Consider the following 18866-nt stretch of genomic DNA (forward strand, 5'->3'; position numbering starts at 1 on the left):
GTCCACCCGATCCCGAGCAGGGCCTTCTGGACGCCGGCGGACGGGTCGTTGCGGCCGGGGCTCTCGCGCTCCGGGTCTGCGGCGGTGCTGGACATGGCGTTCTCCTGGGCGGTCGGGTCAGCGGGCGTCGTCGGCGCGCCGGCGGGGGTGGTCACCGGCTCACCTGACCACCCAGTCTGGAACCCGTCAAGCGAAGGGGGCCGCCCGGTGGCGGGGCGGGTCAGCGGACGGGCCCGGTGAGGCGCTCCCCGGGGCCCTGGCCCGGCGGGTCGGGGACGACGGAGGCCTCTCGGAAGGCCAGCTGGAGGGAGCGCAGGCCGTCGCGCAGCGCGCGGGCGTGCTGGTTGCCGATGTCCGGCGCCGCGGCGGTCACGAGCCCGGCGAGGGCGCCGATGAGCACGCGCGCCTCGGCCAGGTCGAGGTGCTCGCGCGCCTCGGGCCCCTCGGCCAGGCCGCACTTCACCGCCGCAGCGCTCATGAGGTGCACGGCCGCGGTCGTGATGACCTCCACGGAGGGCACCTCGGCGATGTCGCGGAGCTCGCGGGCCCCGTCCGGTGCGCCCGCGAGCGGCGCGGTCCCCTCGTCGGGGGCGTGGTCGGAGGGGTCACCGGCGGAGCCGGGGGTCTCAGGGGCCATGCCTGCTACCCTGGCACGCAGACCGACCGCTCCTGCGCGCCCTCCTGCTGGTGGGCCGGGGGAGCGGGACGCCAAGCGGAGGCCGAGCCTCCCACCCGAGAGCGACCCCGCCGTCCCGGCGGAGGTGGCCGGGTCCGGTCCGCGGTCGGCCCGTGACGGGCCGGTCCGCGTGCGCCCCCGCGCGCCGCCCTCGAGGCGGCGCGGGGGTGACCGGCCCCGGGTGGGCGCGCCGCCGTCGACGCGTCCGCGGCGCGGGGACCCTCCCTCGCTGCGGCGGTGCCGCCGCACGCGACTAGGGAGCAGCACATCAGCGAACCGCGCATCAACGACCGGATCCGCGTCCCCGAGGTCCGACTCGTCGGTCCCGGCGGGGAGCAGGTCGGGATCGTCCGCGTCGAGGACGCCCTCCGCCTGGCCCAGGAGGCCGACCTCGACCTGGTCGAGGTCGCCCCGCAGGCGCGACCCCCCGTCTGCAAGCTCATGGACTTCGGCAAGTTCAAGTACGAGGCCGACATGAAGGCGCGCGAGGCGCGCAAGAACCAGGCCAACACGGTGCTGAAGACCGTGCGCCTGCGCCTGAAGATCGACCCGCACGACTACGCGACGAAGAAGGGCCAGGCCGAGAAGTTCCTCTCCGCGGGGGACAAGGTCAAGGTCATGATCATGTTCCGCGGTCGCGAGCAGTCGCGCCCGGAGATGGGCTACCGCCTCCTGCAGCGGATGGCGGCCGACGTGGAGGAGCTCGGCTCGGTCGAGAGCGCCCCCACGCAGGACGGCCGCAACATGGTCATGGTCATCGGCCCGCACCGGAAGAAGGCCGAGGCGCGCGCCGAGCAGCGCCGCCGCCGCGACACCCCCGCCGCCGAGGCGGCGCCGGCCGAGGCCGCGGCCGCCGAGGGCCAGCAGGCCTGAGGCAGCGGGGCCGCCCAGCACCACCCGCACCACCGCCCCCGGGGCTCACCCCGGGGGCCCGCGCACGAGCATGAGGAGATCCGGCGCCATGCCGAAGAACAAGACCCACAGCGGCGCCAAGAAGCGCCTGCGCCTGACCGGCACGGGCAAGGTCATGCGCGAGCGCGCCGGCCGCCGCCACCTCTTCGAGGGCAAGTCCTCCCGCGTGACCCGCCGCCTCGCCGGCGACGCCCAGGTCTCCGGCGCCGACGCCAAGACGGCGCGCCGGCTCCTCGGGCGCTGAGCCCCCGCCGGGGCGGGCGTCCGACGCCCCGGCACCCCGGCGGTCGCGCGAGCGACCCCACCGGCTCGACCCCGCTCGCGGGTCGGGCACCCCCCCGAGCACACGCCCGCGGCGGCCCTCCGGCCGCCCGGACCCCACGGCCCCCGGGCCGAGACGACGAGGAGCACCTCAGTGGCACGCGTCAAGCGGGCGGTCAACGCCCAGAAGAAGCGCCGGGAGACCCTCGAGCGCGCCAGCGGCTACCGCGGCCAGCGCTCGCGGTTGTACCGGAAGGCGAAGGAGCAGGTCACCCACTCCCTCGTCTACGCCTACCGCGACCGCAAGGCGCGCAAGGGCGACTTCCGCCGCCTGTGGATCCAGCGCATCAACGCCGGCGCGCGCGCCAACGGCATGACCTACAACCGCTTCATCCAGGGCCTCAAGGCCGCGGGTGTCGAGGTCGACCGCCGCATGCTCGCCGAGCTGGCCGTGAACGACGAGGCGGCCTTCGCGGCGCTCGTCGAGCTCTCGCGCGCCAACGTGCCGGCCCAGGCCGGCGCGGCGGCCTGAGCGCAGCGGCGCCGGGTCGGGCGGGCGGCATGAGCGCGTCCGCCGCCCAGCACGACCAGCACCAGCAGCACTCCCCGGGGCGTCCCGCCACGGCCGTGCTGGCCAACCCCCGCAGCGAGCGGGTGCGGTCGGTCAGCCGGCTGGCGGGGCGCCCCGCGCGCGTGCGGGCCGGGGCCTTCCTCGCCGAGGGCCCGCAGGCGGTGCGGGAGGCCGTGCCGGCCGGGGCGGTCCGCGACCTCTACGGCACGCCGGAGGCCCTCGAGCGGCACGGGGCGCTCGTCGAGGAGGCCGCGCGCCGCGGCGCGACCGTGCGACCGTGCACCGACGAGGTCCTCGCGGCGATGGCCGACACGGTCGCCCCGCAGGGGCTGCTCGCCGTCTGCCGGCCGGTCGACGTCCCGCTCGCGGACGTGCTCGACCGCCGGCCCCGGCTCGTCGCCGTCCTCGCCGAGGTCCGCGACCCGGGCAACGCCGGCACGGTGCTGCGGGCCGCCGACGCCGCGGGGGCGGACGCGGTGGTCCTCACCTCCGGCAGCGTCGACCTCTACAACCCCAAGTGCGTCCGCTCGACGGCGGGCTCCCTCTTCCACCTCGACGTCGTCACGGGCGTCGGGCTGGCCGAGGCGGTCGCGGGCCTGCGCTCGGCGGGCGCGGCCGTGCTGGCCGCCGACGGCGAGGGGGAGGACGACCTCGACGACCTCGCGGACGCCGCCGCCGACGGCGAGGGCCCCCTGGCGGGGCCGGTCGCCTGGGTCTTCGGCACCGAGGCCCACGGCCTGTCGGCGGCCGACCGCGAGCTCGCCGACGCCGTGGTCCGCGTGCCGCTCCACGGCCGCGCCGAGAGCCTCAACCTCGCGACGGCGGCGGCGGTCTGCCTCTACGCCGCCGCCCGGGCCCACCGGCCCCGGACGTCGCGCGCCACGGGGGCCCGGGCGTGAGCGACGGGGTGCTCCTCGACCCGGGCGACCTGCCCGACGGGCTCGTCGTCGCCGACGCCGACGCCCGGGTCGTCGTCGTCACCCCGGAGGCCGAGCGCTGCCTGGGGCTGCGCGCCGCGGACCTGCTGGGGCGCGACGTGCGCGACGCGCTGGCCCTGCAGGACACCTCGGGGCGGCGCTGGTGGGCCTGCACCGACCCGTGGTCGGGCCTCGCCACCCGCCGCGGGCACCGCGAGCGCCTGCTCGTCCTGCCGGGCGGGCGCGAGGTGCTCGTGACCGCCCGCTACGTGCGCCCGGGCCGCGGCGAGCCGGTGAGCCGGGTGGTCCTCGCGCTGCGGGGGACGGACGCCCGCCGCCGCGCCGAGGCCGACCACGCCGCGCTCATCGCCACCGTGGCGCACGAGCTGCGCTCGCCCCTGACGAGCGTCAAGGGCTTCACCTCGACGCTGCTGCGCCGCTGGGAGCGCTTCACCGACGAGCAGAAGCAGCTCATGCTGCGGACCGTCGAGCACGACGCCGACCGCGTCACCCGCCTCATCACCGAGCTCCTCGACATCTCGCGCATCGACGTGGGCCGCCTCGAGGTGCGGACGCTGCCCGTGGACGTCGGCGCCGTCCTGCGCGCCCACGCCGAGCGGGCGGTCGCCTCCGGGCTCGACCCGGACCGCGTGCGCGTCGACGCGCCGCCCGCCGAGGCGCTCCCCGAGGTCTGGGCGGACCGCGACCGCCTCGACCAGGTGCTCGCCAACCTCGTCGAGAACGCCGTCCGCCACGGCGACGGGCTCGTGCGCCTGTCCCTGGGGACGGGCGCCGTCGCCTCCGAGGCCCTCGACGCCGTGCCCTCGCGCGACGCCGAGGCCCTCGTCGTCTGCGTGGAGGACGCCGGCCCCGGCATCTCCGAGGCCCACATCCCGCTCGTCTTCACCAAGTTCTGGCGCGGTGAGAGCCGCGGGGGCACCGGCCTCGGCCTCTACGTCGTGCGCGGCCTCGTGGAGGCGCACGGCGGCCGCATCGTCGTGCGGCGCTCCGACCTCGGCGGCGCCCGCTTCGTCTTCACCCTCCCCGCCGGCGACCCCACCGCGGACCTGCACCCCGACGTCTGAGGCGTCGCCGTGCTCCGCGGCGGCGGACGACGGGCGGCCCGTCCGCGGGCGGTCCCTAGACTCACCCCCCGTGTCTGCCCCGAACAAGGACTTCGACCCCGTCCAGGTGACGCCGCTGGACGCCGAGCAGGTCGAGGGCGCCGTGGCCGACGCGCTCGCGGCCGTCGCCGCGGCCGGCGACCTCGAGGAGCTCGCGGCGGCCTCCCGCGCCCACGGGGGCGACCGGAGCCCGCTGGCGCTGGCCAACCGCGAGATCGGGGCGCTGCCGCCGTCGGCGAAGGCCGACGCCGGCCGCCGGATGGGCCAGGCTCGGCGGCGGGTCGCCGACGCCGTCGCCGAGCGCCGCGCCGTCCTGGAGGCCGAGCGCGACGCCGCCGTCCTGGTCACCGAGGCGCTCGACCTCACGCAGGCGACGTCGCGGCGCCCCCGGGGGGCCCGGCACCCGCTGGGGCTGCTCGTCGAGCGCGTGGAGGACTTCTTCACCGGGCTCGGCTGGAGCGTGCTCGAGGGGCCCGAGGTCGAGGCGGAGTGGTTCAACTTCGACGCCCTCAACTTCGGCCCCGACCACCCCGCGCGGCAGATGCAGGACACCTTCTTCGTCGACCCGCCGGAGGACGGGCTGGTGCTGCGCACGCACACCTCGCCCGTGCAGGCGCGCGCCCTGCTCGACCACGGCGCGCCGCTCTACGTCGCCGTCCCCGGGCGCGTCTTCCGGACCGACGAGCTCGACGCCACCCACACGCCCGTCTTCACGCAGGTCGAGGGGCTCGCCGTCGACGAGCACCTGACGATGGCGCACCTGCGGGGCGTCCTCGACGCCCTGGCCGTGGCGATGCTCGGGGAGGGCACGGTCACGCGCCTGCGCCCGGCCTTCTTCCCCTTCACCGAGCCGAGCGCCGAGCTCGACGTCCGCTGCCCCGTCTGCGCCGGCACCGGCGTCGTCGCCCCCGACGGCGGGGCGGCCGCCCGCGCGCAGGGGGCGGCGACCGCCGCCGAGGAGGCGGCCTCGACCCGCGCGGACGACCCCGCGGGCGAGGGCGCCCCCTGCCGCACCTGCGGGGGCACGGGATGGATCGAGTGGGGCGGCTGCGGGATGGTCAACCCCCACGTCCTGCGGGCCGCGGGGGTGGACCCCGAGCGGTTCTCCGGCTTCGCGTTCGGCATGGGGATCGAGCGGACGCTGATGTTCCGCAACGGCGTGCAGGACATGCGCGACATGGTCGAGGGCGACGCCCGGTTCAGCCGGCGCTTCGGGGTGGAGGTCTGATGCGCGTCGGGGTGAGCTGGCTCGCGGAGGTCACGGACGTCGCGGACGGCGCGACCGCGGAGGACGTCGCCGCGGTGCTCGTGCGCGTCGGCCTCGAGGAGGAGGGCCTGCACGGCGGCGACGTCAGCGGCCCCGTCGTCGTCGGCCGCGTCCTGTCGGCCGAGCCCGAGCCGCAGAAGAACGGCAAGACCATCCACTGGTGCTCGGTCGACGTCGGCGAGGAGGAGCCGCGGGGCATCGTCTGCGGCGCGCAGAACTTCGGCGCCGGCGACCTCGTCGTCGTCAGCCTGCCCGGCGCCGTGCTGCCCGGCGGCTTCGCCATCGCCGCGCGGAAGACCTACGGGCACGTGTCCGACGGGATGATCTGCTCCACCGCCGAGCTGGGGCTGGGGGAGGACTCCGACGGGATCATCGTGCTCGCGGAGCTCCTCGGGGCCGCGGCGGACGGCGCCGCGCCGGGCGACGACGCCAAGGCCCTCCTCGGGCTGGACGACCGGGTCGTCGAGGTCAACGTCACCCCCGACCGCGGCTACTGCCTCAGCGTCCGCGGGCTCGGGCGCGAGCACGCCCACGGTCGCGGGCTCGACGTCGCCACCGCCTTCCGCGACCCGCTGGCCGGCGTCCGGGTGCCGAGCGCGCCGGGTGAGCGCGACGTCGTCCTCGCCGACGAGGGGCCCGTCGACGGGCGGCCGGGGGCGAGCCGGTTCACCGCGCGCACGGTCTGCGGCGTCGACCCGAGCCGTCCGTCACCGTGGTGGCTGCGCCGTCGGCTCGTCCAGGCGGGGATGCGCCCGGTGTCGCTCGCCGTCGACGTGACGAACTACGTCATGCTCCTCGTCGGCCAGCCGCTGCACGCCTACGACGCCGCGCGCCTCGACGGGGCCCTCGTCGTCCGCCGCGCCCGTGCGGGGGAGCGCCTGACGACGCTCGACGGCGTCGAGCGGGCCCTGCACCCCGAGGACCTCGTCATCGCCGACGGCGCGGAGGGGGCTCGAGCCGTCGGGCTGGCCGGCGTCATGGGCGGGGCGAGCACCGAGGTCACCGCGGCGACCCGCGACGTGGTCCTCGAGGCGGCGTGCTTCGACCCCGTCTCCGTCGCGCGCACGGCCCGGCGGCACCGCCTCCCCAGCGAGGCGAGCCGTCGCTTCGAGCGCGGCGTCGACGACGCGATGGCGGCGGCCGCCTCCCAGCTGGCCGTCGACCTGCTCGTCGAGCACGGCGGCGGCACCGCCGAGGACGGCCTCACCGACGTCGGCGGGCCGGCCGAGCGGCCGGTCGTCTCCCTCCCCGTCCGGGAGCCCGCTCGGCTGGTGGGCGTCGACTACGCACCCGAGCGCGTGCGCGCGCTGCTCGAGCAGGTCGGGTGCGCGGTCTCCGGCGGCCCCGGCGCCCCGGACGCGCTCGCGGGCACCGCCGCCGCGGGCACGGGCCCCGCCGTCGGCGCCTGGTCGGTCGAGCCGCCGTCGTGGCGGCCGGACCTCCAGCAGGCCGCGGACCTCGTGGAGGAGGTCGCGCGCCTCGACGGCTACGACCGCATCCCCTCCGTGCTGCCCCGGGCCGTGCCGGGCACGGCCGGCGGGGTCGTCGCCGGTGGTGGTCTCACGGCGCGCCGCCGCGCGGTGCGCTCCGTGGCCCGCGCGCTCGCCGAGGCGGGCCTCGTCGAGGTGGCGAGCTACCCGTTCGTCTCGCCGGAGCGGGCCGACGCCCTGGGGCTGCCCGACGGGGACGAGCGTCGCCGCGCCCTGCGCGTGGCCAACCCGCTGCGCGAGGAGGAGCCGCTCCTGCGCACGAGCCTGCTCGCGACGCTCGTCGACGTCCTGCGCCGCAACGTCGGCCGCGGCGCCGACGACGTGGCGCTCTTCGAGCTGGGCTCGGTGGCGCTGCCCGCGGCGGACCGCGCGCCGTCCCCCCGGCCGGGCGTCGACCGGCGGCCGACCGCGGAGGAGGAGGCGGCCGTCCGGGCGTCGGTGCCGCACCAGCCCCTCCACGTCGCGGCGCTCCTCGTCGGTGCGCGCACCCCGCGAGACTGGGAGGGGCGGGGCCGCAGCGCCGACGCCCGTGACGCCGTCGAGCTCGCCCTCCTCGTCGGCGAGGTCCTCGGCGTCCCGCTGGCGGCCGTGGCCGAGGCCGACCGTCCGCCGTTCCACCCCGGTCGCTGCGCGGCGCTGCGGGTGGCCGGGGGGCCGGCCGCGGGGGCCGTCGTCGGCCACGCCGGCGAGCTGGCCCCGCGGGCCGTCACGGCGCTCGAGGTGCCGGCCCGCTCGGTCGCGCTCGAGCTCGACCTCGACGTCCTCCTGGGCGCGCTGCCCGGCCCGCCGCGTCCGGGCGCCCTCGCGACCTACCCCGTGGTCAAGCAGGACGTCGCCCTCGTCGTCGACGCGTCCGTGCCCGCCGCCGACGTCGAGGCGGCCCTGCGGCGCGGCGCCGGGCCCCTGCTCGAGGAGTGCCGGCTCGTCGACGTCTACGTCGGCGAGCAGGTGGGCGAGGGCCGCCGGTCCCTGGCCTTCTCGCTGCGCTTCCGGGCCGCCGACCGCACGCTCACCGGGGCCGAGGTCGCGCAGGCGCGCGAGGCCGCGGTGGCGGCGGCGGGGGAGGCGACGGGCGCCGTCCTGCGCGGCAGCTGAGCGCGGCACCTGACCCCGGCCGCCGACGCCGGCGGCCGGGCGCCCGCCGGTCCGTCGGCCGAGCGGGCGCTCCGGCGTTCGCATGAGCATCCACCAGTGTGTATGGTCATGCGCATGGTGAGGGTGGCGGTCGCGGGGGCCAGCGGCTACGCGGGGGCGGAGGTCCTGCGCCTCCTGCTCGGCCACCCGGACGTCGAGGTCGGGGCGCTGACCGCGGCCTCGAGCGCGGGGACCCCGCTGGGCCAGCACGCCCCGCACCTGCTGCCGCTGGCCGACCGGGTCCTCGAGCCCACGAGCGCCGAGGTGCTCGCCGGGCACGACGTCGTCGTCCTGGCGCTGCCGCACGGCAGCTCCGGCCCGCTCGCCGCCGAGCTCGGCGACGAGGTGCTCGTCGTCGACGCCGCCGCCGACCACCGGCTCGCGGACGCCGCCGCGTGGGAGGCCTTCTACGGCAGCCCCCACGCCGGCACGTGGCCGTACGCCCTGCCCGAGCTGCCCCTGGCGGGCGGCGGCCGCCAGCGCGACGCCCTCGTCGGCGCCCGGCGCCTCGCCGTCCCCGGCTGCTACCCCACGGCCTGCACCCTCGCCCTCGCCCCGGGCATGGCCGCCGGCCTGTGCGAGGCCGACGACGTCGTCGTCGTGGCGGCCTCCGGCACCTCGGGCGCCGGCCGCGCCGCGAAGGTGACGATGCTCGGCGCCGAGGTCATGGGGTCGATGTCGCCCTACGGCGTCGGGGGCGTCCACCGGCACACCCCGGAGGTCGAGCAGGGGCTCGCCGCCGCCGCCGGCGAGCCGGTCCGCGCGTCCTTCACCCCGACGCTCGCGCCGATGCCGCGCGGCATCCTCGCCACGGCGACGGCCCGCACGCAGCCGGGGACGACGGCCGCGCAGGTCCGGGCCGCCTGGCAGGACGCCTACGCGGACGAGGCCTTCGTCCACGTGCTGCCCGAGGGCCGCTGGCCGCGGACCAAGGACGTGGCGGGCTCCAACGCCGTCCACCTCCAGGTCGCGCTCGACGAGCGCGTCGGCCGGGTCGTCGCCGTCGCCGCCGTCGACAACCTCGTCAAGGGCACCGCCGGCGCCGCCGTGCAGGGCCTCAACATCGCGCTCGGCCTCCCCGAGGGTGCGGGGCTCAGCGCCGTCGGGCTGGCGCCGTGAGCGTCCGCCGCCCCGCCGTCCCCCCACCCCGTCGCCCGTCCGCCGGCACCACCGCCAGGAGGCCCTCGTGAGCACCACCGCCCCCGCCGGCTTCCGCGCCGCCGGCGTGACGGCCGGCCTCAAGCCCAGCGGCCGCCCCGACGTCGCGCTCGTCGTCAACGACGGGCCCCTCGACGTGCTGGCCGCCGTCTTCACCTCGAACCGGTGCAAGGCGAACCCGGTGCTGTGGTCGGAGGTCGTCGCCCGCACGGGGCGGGGCCGCGCCGTCGTCCTCAACTCCGGCGGGGCCAACTGCTACACGGGCCCCCAGGGCTTCGCGGCGACCCACCGCACCGCCGAGCGCACGGCCGAGCTCCTCGGCTGCGGCGCCGGCGAGGTGCTCGTCTGCTCGACCGGCCTCATCGGCGAGCAGCTCGACGCCGAGCGGCTCCTCGCGGGCGTGGACGCCGCCGCCGGCGCGCTGTCGGCCGAGGGCGGGGACGACGCCGCCGTGGCGGTCATGACGACCGACACGGTGCCGAAGACGTCCGTCGTCGAGCGCGACGGCTGGTCGTGCGGGGGGATGGCCAAGGGCGCGGGCATGCTCGCGCCGGCGCTCGCGACGATGCTCGTCGTCCTGACGACGGACGCCGTCGTCGAGCCGGCCGACGCCGACGCCGCCCTGCGCGCCGCGACGGCCGCGACCTTCGACCGCCTCGACTCCGACGGCTGCCAGTCGACCAACGACACCGTCGCGCTGCTGGCGAGCGGGGCCTCCGGCGTGCGCGTCGGCGCCGAGGAGCTGGCGGCGGCGCTGCGGCCGCTGTGCGCCGACCTGGCCTCCCAGCTGCTGTCGGACGCCGAGGGCAGCGAGCACGACGTCGCCATCACCGTCCGCGGCGCCGCCTCCGAGGCCGACGCCCTGGAGGTGGCCCGCTCGGTGGCGCGCAGCAACCTCTTCAAGGCCGCCGTCTTCGGGCGGGACCCGAACTGGGGCCGCGTCATGGCGGCCGTCGGCACGACCTCCGCCGCCTTCGACCCGGCGGTGCTCGACGTCTCCTTCAACGGCGTCGCCGTCTGCCGCGACGGCGCGGTCGGCGAGCCCCGCTCCCTCGTCGACCTCTCGGCGCGCGACGTCGAGGTGGTCGTCGACCTCAAGGCCGGCCCCGAGGAGGCCACGGTGTGGACCAACGACCTCACGCACGCCTACGTGCACGAGAACTCGGCGTACTCGACGTGAGCGCGCCCACCGCCGACGGGGCCGGGGCGCCGCCCGCCGCCCCGGGCTCCGTCACCCCCGCCACGACCTCCGACCTCGACGCCGGGGCCAAGGCCGCCGTGCTCGTCGAGGCGCTGCCGTGGCTGCAGCGCTTCGCCGGCGAGGTCGTCGTCGTCAAGTACGGCGGCAACGCCATGGTCGACGACCGCCTGCGCCGCGCCTTCGCCGCGGACATGGTGTTCCTGCGCTCCGTCGGCGTGCGCCCCGTCGTCGTCCACGGCGGCGGGCCCCAGATCTCGAGCATGCTCGGCCGCCTGGGCATCGAGAGCGAGTTCCGCGGCGGGCTGCGGGTGACCACGCCCGAGGCGATGGACGTCGTCCGGATGGTGCTCGTCGGCCAGGTCGGGCGCGAGCTCGTCGGCCTCCTCAACGCGCACGGCCCCCTCGCCGTCGGCCTCTCCGGGGAGGACGCGGGCCTCCTGCGCGCCGTCCGCCGCGAGGCGCTCGTCGACGGGGAGCCCGTGGACGTCGGCCTCGTGGGGGACGTCGTCGACGTCGACCCCACGGCCGTCCTCGACCTCCTCGAGGCGGGCCGCATCCCCGTCGTCGCCACGGTCGCCCCCGAGGCCGACGGCGACGCCGTGGAGGCCGGGGCCGTCCTCAACGTCAACGCCGACACCGCCGCGGCGGCCATCGCCGCGGCGCTCGGCGCCGCCAAGCTCGTCGTTCTCACCGACGTCGAGGGCCTCTACGCCGACTGGCCCGACCGCTCCTCGCTCGTCCGCTCGATCACGGCCGACGACCTCGAGGCGCTCCTCCCGGGGCTGGACGCCGGGATGATCCCCAAGATGGAGGCGTGCCTGCGCGCCGTGCGGGCCGGGGTGCCGCAGGCCACCGTGCTCGACGGCCGGGTCGAGCACGCCGTGCTCCTCGAGGTCTTCACGCCCGAGGGCGTCGGCACCCAGGTGGTGCTGCCGTGAGCGCGGGAGCGGTCGCGGAGGTCCCGGGCGTCGGCGACGCCGTCGGCGGCGCCGTGGCCGAGCGCTACGCGCGCGCCCTCATGGGCACCTACGGCGCGCCGCAGCGGGTGCTCGTCCGCGGCGAGGGCGCCTGGGTGTGGGACGCCGACGGCCGGCGCTACCTCGACCTGCTCGCCGGCATCGCGGTCAACGCCCTCGGCCACGCCCACCCCGTCCTCACCGCCGCGGTGACGGCGCAGATGGCGACCCTCGGCCACGTCTCGAACTTCTTCGCGACGGGCCCGCAGGTCGCCCTGGCCGAGCGGCTGCTCGAGCTCCTGGGAGCGCCCGAGGGGAGCCGGGTCTTCCTCTGCAGCAGCGGGACCGAGGCCAACGAGGGCGCGTTCAAGATGACGCGGCGCACCGGCCGCCCCGAGGTGCTCGCCCTCGAGGGCGCCTTCCACGGGCGGTCCATGGGCGCGCTCGCCCTCACCGCGAAGCAGGCGATCCGCGAGCCCTTCGAGCCCCTGCCCGGCGGCGTGCGGCACCTGCCGTTCGGCGACGTCGACGCGCTCGCGGCGGCCCTCGACGGCGACGCCGGCCAACGGGTCGGCGCCCTGGTCGTCGAGCCCGTGCAGGGCGAGGCCGGTGTGCGCCCCCTGCCCCCCGGCTACCTCGCCGCCGCGCGCGAGCTCACCGCGGCCGCCGGCGCGCTCCTCGTCGTCGACGAGGTGCAGACCGGCGTGGGGCGCACCGGGCGGTGGTTCGCCGCCGCGGGCCCCGACGGCCGCGTCGACGCCGACGTCGTCACCCTCGCCAAGGGCCTCGGCGGCGGCCTCCCCGTCGGCGCCGTCGTCGGCCTCGGCGAGGGGCCCGGCGCGCTGCTCGGGGCCGGCCAGCACGGCACGACCTTCGGGGGCAACCCCGTGTGCGCCGCCGCGGCCCTGGCCGTCCTCCACGTGCTCGAGCGCGACGGGCTCGTCGAGCGGGCGCGCGACCTCGGCACCCGCTGGGCGGCCGACCTCGCCGGCGTCGACGACCCCACCGGGCTGCTCGCGGGGGTGCGCGGCGAGGGCCTGCTGCTGGCCCTGGAGCTCTCGCGCCCTGCCGCGCCGGCCGTCGCCCGGGCCGCCCTCGAGGCGGGCTTCGTCGTCAACGCGGTCGCCCCGTCGGCCGTGCGCCTCGCCCCGCCGCTCGTCCTCACCGACGAGCAGGCCGGCTCCTTCGTCGCCGCCCTGCCGGCGGTCCTCGCGGCCGCGGCGCAGGAGGAGGCGTGAGCGCCGGGGCCGCGCCCGGGGCGGGCACGGGCTCGGGGTCGGGGTCGGGGCGACCCTCGACCCGGGCGGCCCGCCACGCCCGCGTCGTCGCCCTCCTGCGCTCGTGGCCGGTGCGCTCGCAGACCGAGCTCGCCGAGCTGCTCGCGACGGAGGGGGTCGAGGTCACCCAGGCGACGCTGTCGCGCGACCTCGTCGAGCTCGGCGCCACCAAGGTCCGCGACCCCGAGCACGGGCTCGTCTACGCCGTCCCGGGCGAGGGCGGCGACCGCACGCCGGTCGCCGCGCGGGCGGCCGGGACGTCGCTGGCCCGGCTGTCCCGCCTGGCCGAGGAGCTCCTCGTCACGGCGGAGGCGTCCGGGTCCCTCGTCGTCCTGCGCACGCCGCCCGGCGCGGCGCAGTACCTGGCCTCCGCCATCGACACCTCGGTCCTGCCCGAGGTGCTCGGCACCATCGCAGGGGACGACACCGTCCTCGTCATCGGGCGCGGCCCGGACGGCGACGCCACGGCGCGCCGCCTGCTGGACCTGGCCGCCGGGCGCACGGGAGCCTGAGCCCGGCCCCCCACCACAGCTCGACCACCGCACGACCACCGCACGCACCACCGCACGCACCACCCCCGAGAGCACCTGAGGAGCACCCTGTGACCGACCGCGTCGTCCTCGCCTACTCCGGAGGCCTCGACACCTCCGTGGCCATCGGCTGGATCGCCGAGCGCACGGGGGCCGAGGTCGTCGCCGTCGCCGTCGACGTCGGCCAGGGGGGCGAGGACCTCCAGACCATCCGCGAGCGCGCCCTGGCGTGCGGCGCCGTGGAGGCCGAGGTCGCCGACGCCCGCGACGAGTTCGCCGACGAGTACTGCCTGCCCGCGCTGCAGGCGGGCGCCCTCTACATGGACCGCTACCCGCTCGTGTCGGCGATCTCGCGGCCCGTCATCGTCAAGCACCTCGTCGCGGCGGCCCAGCAGCACGGCGCGTCCGTCGTCGCCCACGGCTGCACCGGCAAGGGCAACGACCAGGTCCGCTTCGAGGTCGGCATCCAGAGCCTCGCGCCCGAGCTGTCCTGCATCGCGCCCGTCCGCGACCTCGCGCTGACGCGCGACAAGGCCATCGAGTTCGCCCAGGCCCACGAGCTGCCCATCGAGACGACGAAGAGCAACCCCTTCTCGATCGACCAGAACGTCTGGGGCCGCGCCGTCGAGACGGGCTTCCTGGAGGACATCTGGAACGCGCCGACCAAGGACGTCTACAGCTACACGCAGGAGCCGGGGCAGTCCCCGGGCCCGGACGAGGTCGTCGTCGCCTTCGAGCGCGGGGTGCCGGTGGCCCTCGACGGCCGCCCGGTCACGGTGCTGCAGGCGATCGAGGAGCTCAACCGCCGCGCCGGTGAGCAGGGCGTCGGCCGGATCGACATGGTCGAGGACCGCCTCGTGGGCATCAAGAGCCGCGAGGTCTACGAGGCGCCGGGGGCGATCGCGCTGCTGACGGCGCACGAGGAGCTCGAGAACGTCACCCTCGAGCGCGACCTCGCCCGCTTCAAGCGCGGGGTGTCCCAGCGCTGGTCCGAGCTCGTCTACGACGGCCTGTGGTTCTCCCCGCTGAAGCGCGCCCTCGACGTCTTCGTCGCCGAGAGCCAGGAGCACGTCACCGGCGAGGTGCGGATGGTGCTCCACGCCGGGCGCGCCGTCGTCACGGGGCGCCGCAGCGAGACGAGCCTCTACGACTTCTCGCTCGCGACGTACGACTCGGGCGACTCCTTCGACCAGTCGCTCGCCAAGGGCTTCGTCGACATCTGGGGCCTGCCGAGCAAGATCGCCTCGGGCCGGGACCAGCGCACCCGTGGCTGAGGCCGCAGGGGGCGCGGGGGCGACGGGCGAGGGGCGGCTCTGGGGCGGCCGCTTCGCCGGCACGAGCGCGCAGGCGCTCACCGAGCTGTCGCGCTCGACGCACTTCGACTGGCGCCTCGCCCGCCACGACCTCGCGGGCTCCCGGGCGCACGCCCGGGTGCTGCACCGGGCGGGGCTGCTCGACGACGGGCAGCTCGACGGCATGCTCGCCGCCCTCGAGGCCCTGGAGGCCGACGTCGTCTCCGGCGCCTTCGGGCCGTCGCCGGCCGACGAGGACGTGCACGGGGCGCTGGAGCGCGGCCTCCTCGAGCGCGCGGGCGACGACCTGGGCGGTCGCCTGCGCGCCGGCCGCTCGCGCAACGACCAGATCGCCACGATGGTGCGCTCGTACCTGCGCGAGGAGCTCCGCGTCGTCGGCGGGCTGCTCCTCGACCTCGTGGACGCCCTGGCCGAGCAGGCGGCCGCGCACCCGAGGGCCCCGATGCCCGGGCGCACGCACCTGCAGCACGCCCAGCCGGTGCTCCTCGCGCACCACCTGCTGGCGCACGCGTGGCCGCTGCTGCGCGACGTCGAGCGGCTGCACGACTGGGACGCGCGGGCGGCGCGCTCGCCGTACGGCTCGGGCGCGCTCGCGGGCTCCTCGCTGGGGCTCGACCCGGCGGCCGTGGCCGCCGAGCTCGGCTTCGACGGGCCGGTGGAGAACTCCATCGACGGCACAGCGGCGCGCGACGTCGTCGCCGAGGCCTGCTTCGTGCTGGCGATGGCGGGCGTGGACCTGTCCCGGCTGTCCGAGGAGGTCGTCCTGTGGGCGACGAAGGAGTTCTCCTTCGTCGTGCTCGACGACGCCTTCTCGACGGGGTCGAGCATCATGCCGCAGAAGAAGAACCCCGACGTGGCCGAGCTCGCCCGCGGCAAGGCGGGGCGCCTCGTCGGCGACCTCACCGGCCTGCTGACGACGCTCAAGGGCCTGCCGCTCGCCTACAACCGCGACCTCCAGGAGGACAAGGAGCCGGTCTTCGACGCGGTCGACACCCTGCAGGTGCTCCTGCCGGCGGTCACCGGCATGGTCGCCACGCTGCGCTTCCGCACCGACCGGATGGCCGAGCTCGCCCCCCAGGGCTTCTCCCTGGCGACCGACGTGGCCGACTGGCTCGTCCGCCGCGGCACGCCCTTCCGGGAGGCCCACGAGGTGGCGGGGGCCTGCGTGCGGCGCTGCGAGGAGCGCGGCGTCGAGCTCGTCGACCTCACCGACGACGACCTGGCCGAGATCTCGCCGCACCTCGACCCCTCCGTCCGCGACGTGCTCACCGTCGAGGGCTCCCTCGCCTCCCGCGACGCCGTGGGCGGCACGGCGCCCGTCCGGGTCGCCGAGCAGCTCGACGCCGCGCGCTCGCGCAGCGCGGCGCTGCGGGCGTGGGCGCAGCGCGCCCCCGGGGCGTCCTCGCCGGCGTGACGGAGCACCTCGGCCCCGCCGCCGGCGACCTCCCCGCGGGGCTGGCGGCCCCGCTCACCCGGGCGGCGCTGGCCCGGCCCGTGCTCGAGGTGGCCGCCGACCTCCTCGGCTGCCACGTCGTCCACGCGACGCCGGACGGCGCGGTCGTCGTCCGGCTCACGGAGGTGGAGGCCTACGCGGGGCCGGGGGACCCGGGGTCCCACGCCGCCCGGGGGCGCACGCCGCGGACCGCGGTGATGTTCGGGCCGCCCGGGCACCTCTACGTGTACCGCTCGTACGGCCTGCACTGGTGCGCCAACGTCGTCTGCGGCCCGGACAGGACGGCGTCCGCGGTGCTCCTGCGCGGCGGTGAGGTCGTCGCGGGCGGCGCGCTGGCCCGGGCCCGGCGCCCCACGGCCCGCGAGGACCGCGACCTGGCCCGCGGCCCGGCCCGCCTGACCGTCGCCCTCGGCCTCGACGGCGCCTCCGACGGCCACGACCTGCTCGCGGGGACCTCCCCGTGGCTCCTGGGGCGGCGTCCCGGCGACGAGGTCCATGCCGGGCGCGTGCGGCGCGGGCCGCGGACCGGCGTCTCCGGGGAGGGCGGCGACGGGACCCGCTTCCCCTGGCGGCTGCACCTCGAGGGCGAGCCGTCGGTGTCGCCCTACCGGCGGGCCGCGCCGCGCCGTCCACGGGGGCGTGGCGGTCCGGCGGGCGAGGGAGCGGGGGGCGAGGGCGCGGCCTCTGGCAGGCTGGAGCGGCCGCCCGCGCCGGGCGGCCCGCCGGGACGGCGGCTGTCGTGAGAGGTGTGGCGTGAGCGACGTGCTCGAGGACCTGCGCTGGCGCGGGCTGGTGGCCCAGTCCACGGACGAGGAGGCCCTGCGGGCCGCGCTGGCCCGGCCGTGCACCTTCTACGTCGGCTTCGACCCGACGGCGCCCAGCCTGCACATCGGCAGCCTCGTGCAGATCCTCGTCGCCCGGCGCCTGCAGCGGGCCGGGCACCACCCGCTCCTGCTCGTCGGCGGGGCCACCGGCCTCATCGGCGACCCGAAGCCCACGGCCGAGCGGCAGCTCAACGACGCCGACGTCGTCGCCGGGTGGGTCGACAGCGTCCGGCGGCAGATCGAGCCCTTCGTCGACCTGGAGGGGCCGAACGCCGCCCGGATGGTCGACAACATGGACTGGACCTCGCGCCTGTCGGCCGTCGACCTCCTGCGCGACGTCGGCCGCCACTTCCGCGTGGGGCGGATGCTCGCCAAGGACGCCGTGGCCGCCCGCATGGCGAGCGACGAGGGCATCAGCTTCACCGAGTTCAGCTACCAGGTGCTGCAGGGCATGGACTACCTCGAGCTCTGGCGGCGCCACGGGTGCACGCTGCAGTTCGGGGGGAGCGACCAGTGGGGCAACATCACCGCCGGCGTGGACCTCGTGCACCGCGCGGCCCAGACGCAGGTGCACGCCTTCACGGTGCCGCTGGTCACCAAGGCCGACGGGACGAAGTTCGGCAAGACCGAGAGCGGGACGGTCTGGCTCGACCCCTCCCTGACGTCGCCGTACGCCTTCCACCAGTTCTGGCTGCGCGCCGAGGACGCCGCGGTGGACGGGTACCTCAGGGTGTTCACCGATCGCAGCCGGGAGGAGCTCGAGGCGCTCGCCACGGCGACGGCGGAGCGCCCCGGCGCCCGGGAGGCGCAGCGCGCGCTGGCCCACGACGTGACGGCGCTCGTGCACGGGGAGGCCGCCGTCGCGTCCGCCGAGGCCGCCGCCGCCGCCCTCTTCGGGCGGGGGGACCTCGAGGCCCTCGACGAGCCGGCGCTGACCGCAGCCCTGGCCGAGCTCCCGCAGACGGCGGTGGGGGAGGGAGCCCGGACCGTCGTCGAGCTGCTGACGGCGAGCGGCCTCAGCCCGAGCCGCTCGGCCGCCCGTCGTGCGGTGGCCGACGGCGGGGCGTACGTCAACAACGTCGCGGTCCGCGACGGGGACGCCGAGCTCGCGCCCGGCCAGCTGCTGCACGGGCGGTGGGCGGTCCTGCGCCGCGGCAAGCGCACCCTGGCGGCGGTGGACGCACGCCCGCGCTGAGCGACCCGGCGCTCCGCCTGCGTCGTCGCCGGGGTGGGGGCTGGGACCGCCCGCGGGGCCGGCCGGGAGCCGGACTTGCACGTGCCGCTGGTGTGGCCTAACGTTCTTCCTCGCCGCCCGGGAGGGAGGAACGGACACCAGTTCGGTGGCCGGTCCCCGCTGGGTCTGGCTCCTTCGCTCGGCCGTGTGGCTGGTTCTCCTTCGGGGTGCTGGTCTTGCGGGTGTGCGTGGGGCCTGGGTCGGGTTGGTCGGAAGGCCTGCGGATCTGGGTTAGTGTTTCGGAGCCGCGCCGGGAACGGTGCGGAGCGCCTCACGCGGGGGCCGCCTTCACGGGTCGGTCTGGTGTGCGGGTCTGCTTCTTGAGAACTCAACAGCGTACCGAAGTCGAATGCCATTTTTTGTGGGCTGGGCTGGTGGTGCTGGGTCTGCCGTTGTGGTGGGTCTGGTGTCGCGTGGTTCTGGTCAAGTGTCTTGCTGCCTGGTTTGGGTGGTGGGGGGCGTTCAGGTGCCTTGCTCGCCAGTGGGTGGGGTGCTGTTGTTCCAGGTGTATTAAGACCGGCTGCGGGCCTTTCGGGGTTCGTGGTGTGGTTGTTGTGCATTGATGGAG

At 77.3% G+C, this 18866-nt stretch carries 17 protein-coding genes; 16 read left to right on the forward strand and 1 reads right to left on the reverse strand.

Annotation, left to right across the window (positions count from 1 at the left end):
- Positions 1–220 precede the first annotated feature (220 nt).
- On the reverse strand, positions 221–637 hold the full coding sequence (locus tag HLB09_RS03875) for a DUF1844 domain-containing protein (RefSeq protein ID WP_212770509.1): 417 nt from the start codon (positions 635–637) through the stop codon (positions 221–223).
- Between the two features lie 276 nt (positions 638–913).
- Between HLB09_RS03875 and infC the strand changes: the two genes are divergently transcribed.
- The 16 genes from infC (at position 914) to tyrS (ending at position 18259) form a co-directional block, all read left to right on the forward strand.
- The gene (gene infC, locus HLB09_RS03880) at positions 914–1549 is read left to right on the forward strand and encodes a translation initiation factor IF-3 (protein WP_212770510.1); all 636 of its coding nucleotides are present in this window, start codon (positions 914–916) and stop codon (positions 1547–1549) included.
- 88 nt (positions 1550–1637) lie between these two features.
- Positions 1638–1832 (forward strand): 50S ribosomal protein L35, encoded by a 195-nt coding sequence (gene rpmI / locus HLB09_RS03885; protein WP_171202090.1) that lies wholly within the window; start codon positions 1638–1640, stop codon positions 1830–1832.
- Positions 1833–2003: 171 nt separating this feature from the next.
- Positions 2004–2381, forward strand: coding sequence for a 50S ribosomal protein L20 (rplT, locus tag HLB09_RS03890; RefSeq protein ID WP_171202091.1), 378 nt, complete (start codon positions 2004–2006; stop codon positions 2379–2381).
- Positions 2382–2410: 29 nt separating this feature from the next.
- Positions 2411–3319 carry a TrmH family RNA methyltransferase gene (locus HLB09_RS03895; RefSeq protein ID WP_171202092.1) on the forward strand — a complete coding sequence of 303 codons (909 nt, stop codon included), beginning with the start codon at positions 2411–2413 and terminating at the stop codon, positions 3317–3319.
- Positions 3316–4422 carry a sensor histidine kinase gene (locus HLB09_RS18220; protein ID WP_212770511.1) on the forward strand — a complete coding sequence of 369 codons (1107 nt, stop codon included), beginning with the start codon at positions 3316–3318 and terminating at the stop codon, positions 4420–4422. The genes HLB09_RS03895 and HLB09_RS18220 overlap by 4 nt, the downstream gene beginning before the upstream one ends.
- Before the next feature lie 70 nt (positions 4423–4492).
- Positions 4493–5689, forward strand: coding sequence for a phenylalanine--tRNA ligase subunit alpha (pheS, locus tag HLB09_RS03905; protein WP_171202093.1), 1197 nt, complete (start codon positions 4493–4495; stop codon positions 5687–5689).
- Positions 5689–8313: a phenylalanine--tRNA ligase subunit beta gene (pheT, locus tag HLB09_RS03910; protein WP_171202094.1), complete on the forward strand. Its 2625-nt coding sequence runs from the start codon at positions 5689–5691 to the stop codon at positions 8311–8313. The genes pheS and pheT overlap by 1 nt, the downstream gene beginning before the upstream one ends.
- Positions 8314–8427: 114 nt before the next feature.
- Positions 8428–9471 carry an N-acetyl-gamma-glutamyl-phosphate reductase gene (gene argC / locus HLB09_RS03915; protein WP_171202095.1) on the forward strand — a complete coding sequence of 348 codons (1044 nt, stop codon included), beginning with the start codon at positions 8428–8430 and terminating at the stop codon, positions 9469–9471.
- A gap of 67 nt (positions 9472–9538) precedes the next feature.
- A complete protein-coding gene (gene argJ, locus HLB09_RS03920) occupies positions 9539–10690 on the forward strand; it encodes a bifunctional glutamate N-acetyltransferase/amino-acid acetyltransferase ArgJ (RefSeq protein ID WP_171202096.1) in 1152 nt (383 codons plus the stop codon).
- A gap of 98 nt (positions 10691–10788) precedes the next feature.
- A complete protein-coding gene (argB, locus tag HLB09_RS03925) occupies positions 10789–11649 on the forward strand; it encodes an acetylglutamate kinase (protein WP_344554034.1) in 861 nt (286 codons plus the stop codon).
- Entirely contained in the window at positions 11646–12905 is a 1260-nt protein-coding gene (locus tag HLB09_RS03930) for an acetylornithine transaminase (protein ID WP_322790016.1), read from the forward strand. Before argB ends, HLB09_RS03930 begins: the two co-directional genes overlap by 4 nt.
- Positions 12902–13456 (forward strand): arginine repressor, encoded by a 555-nt coding sequence (locus HLB09_RS03935; protein WP_171202098.1) that lies wholly within the window; start codon positions 12902–12904, stop codon positions 13454–13456. The genes HLB09_RS03930 and HLB09_RS03935 overlap by 4 nt, the downstream gene beginning before the upstream one ends.
- 89 nt (positions 13457–13545) lie before the next feature.
- The gene (locus tag HLB09_RS03940; protein ID WP_171202099.1) at positions 13546–14748 is read left to right on the forward strand and encodes an argininosuccinate synthase; all 1203 of its coding nucleotides are present in this window, start codon (positions 13546–13548) and stop codon (positions 14746–14748) included.
- On the forward strand, positions 14741–16201 hold the full coding sequence (argH, locus tag HLB09_RS03945; RefSeq protein WP_171202100.1) for an argininosuccinate lyase: 1461 nt from the start codon (positions 14741–14743) through the stop codon (positions 16199–16201). Before HLB09_RS03940 ends, argH begins: the two co-directional genes overlap by 8 nt.
- Positions 16198–16983: a DNA-3-methyladenine glycosylase gene (locus tag HLB09_RS03950; protein WP_322790017.1), complete on the forward strand. Its 786-nt coding sequence runs from the start codon at positions 16198–16200 to the stop codon at positions 16981–16983. Before argH ends, HLB09_RS03950 begins: the two co-directional genes overlap by 4 nt.
- A gap of 10 nt (positions 16984–16993) precedes the next feature.
- Entirely contained in the window at positions 16994–18259 is a 1266-nt protein-coding gene (tyrS, locus tag HLB09_RS03955) for a tyrosine--tRNA ligase (protein ID WP_171202101.1), read from the forward strand.
- Positions 18260–18866: the final 607 nt, after the last annotated feature.

The organism is Pseudokineococcus marinus, assembly GCF_013004605.1.
GTDB classification, from domain to species: domain Bacteria; phylum Actinomycetota; class Actinomycetes; order Actinomycetales; family Quadrisphaeraceae; genus Pseudokineococcus; species Pseudokineococcus marinus.

Coding starts and splice junctions, on each gene's coding strand:
- HLB09_RS03875 (WP_212770509.1), bottom strand. CDS start 637: ATGGCCCCTGAGACCCCCGGCTCCGCCGGTGACCCCTCCGACCACGCC.
- rpmI (WP_171202090.1), top strand. CDS start 1,638: ATGCCGAAGAACAAGACCCACAGCGGCGCCAAGAAGCGCCTGCGCCTG.
- HLB09_RS03895 (WP_171202092.1), top strand. CDS start 2,411: ATGAGCGCGTCCGCCGCCCAGCACGACCAGCACCAGCAGCACTCCCCG.
- pheT (WP_171202094.1), top strand. CDS start 5,689: ATGCGCGTCGGGGTGAGCTGGCTCGCGGAGGTCACGGACGTCGCGGAC.
- argC (WP_171202095.1), top strand. CDS start 8,428: ATGGTGAGGGTGGCGGTCGCGGGGGCCAGCGGCTACGCGGGGGCGGAG.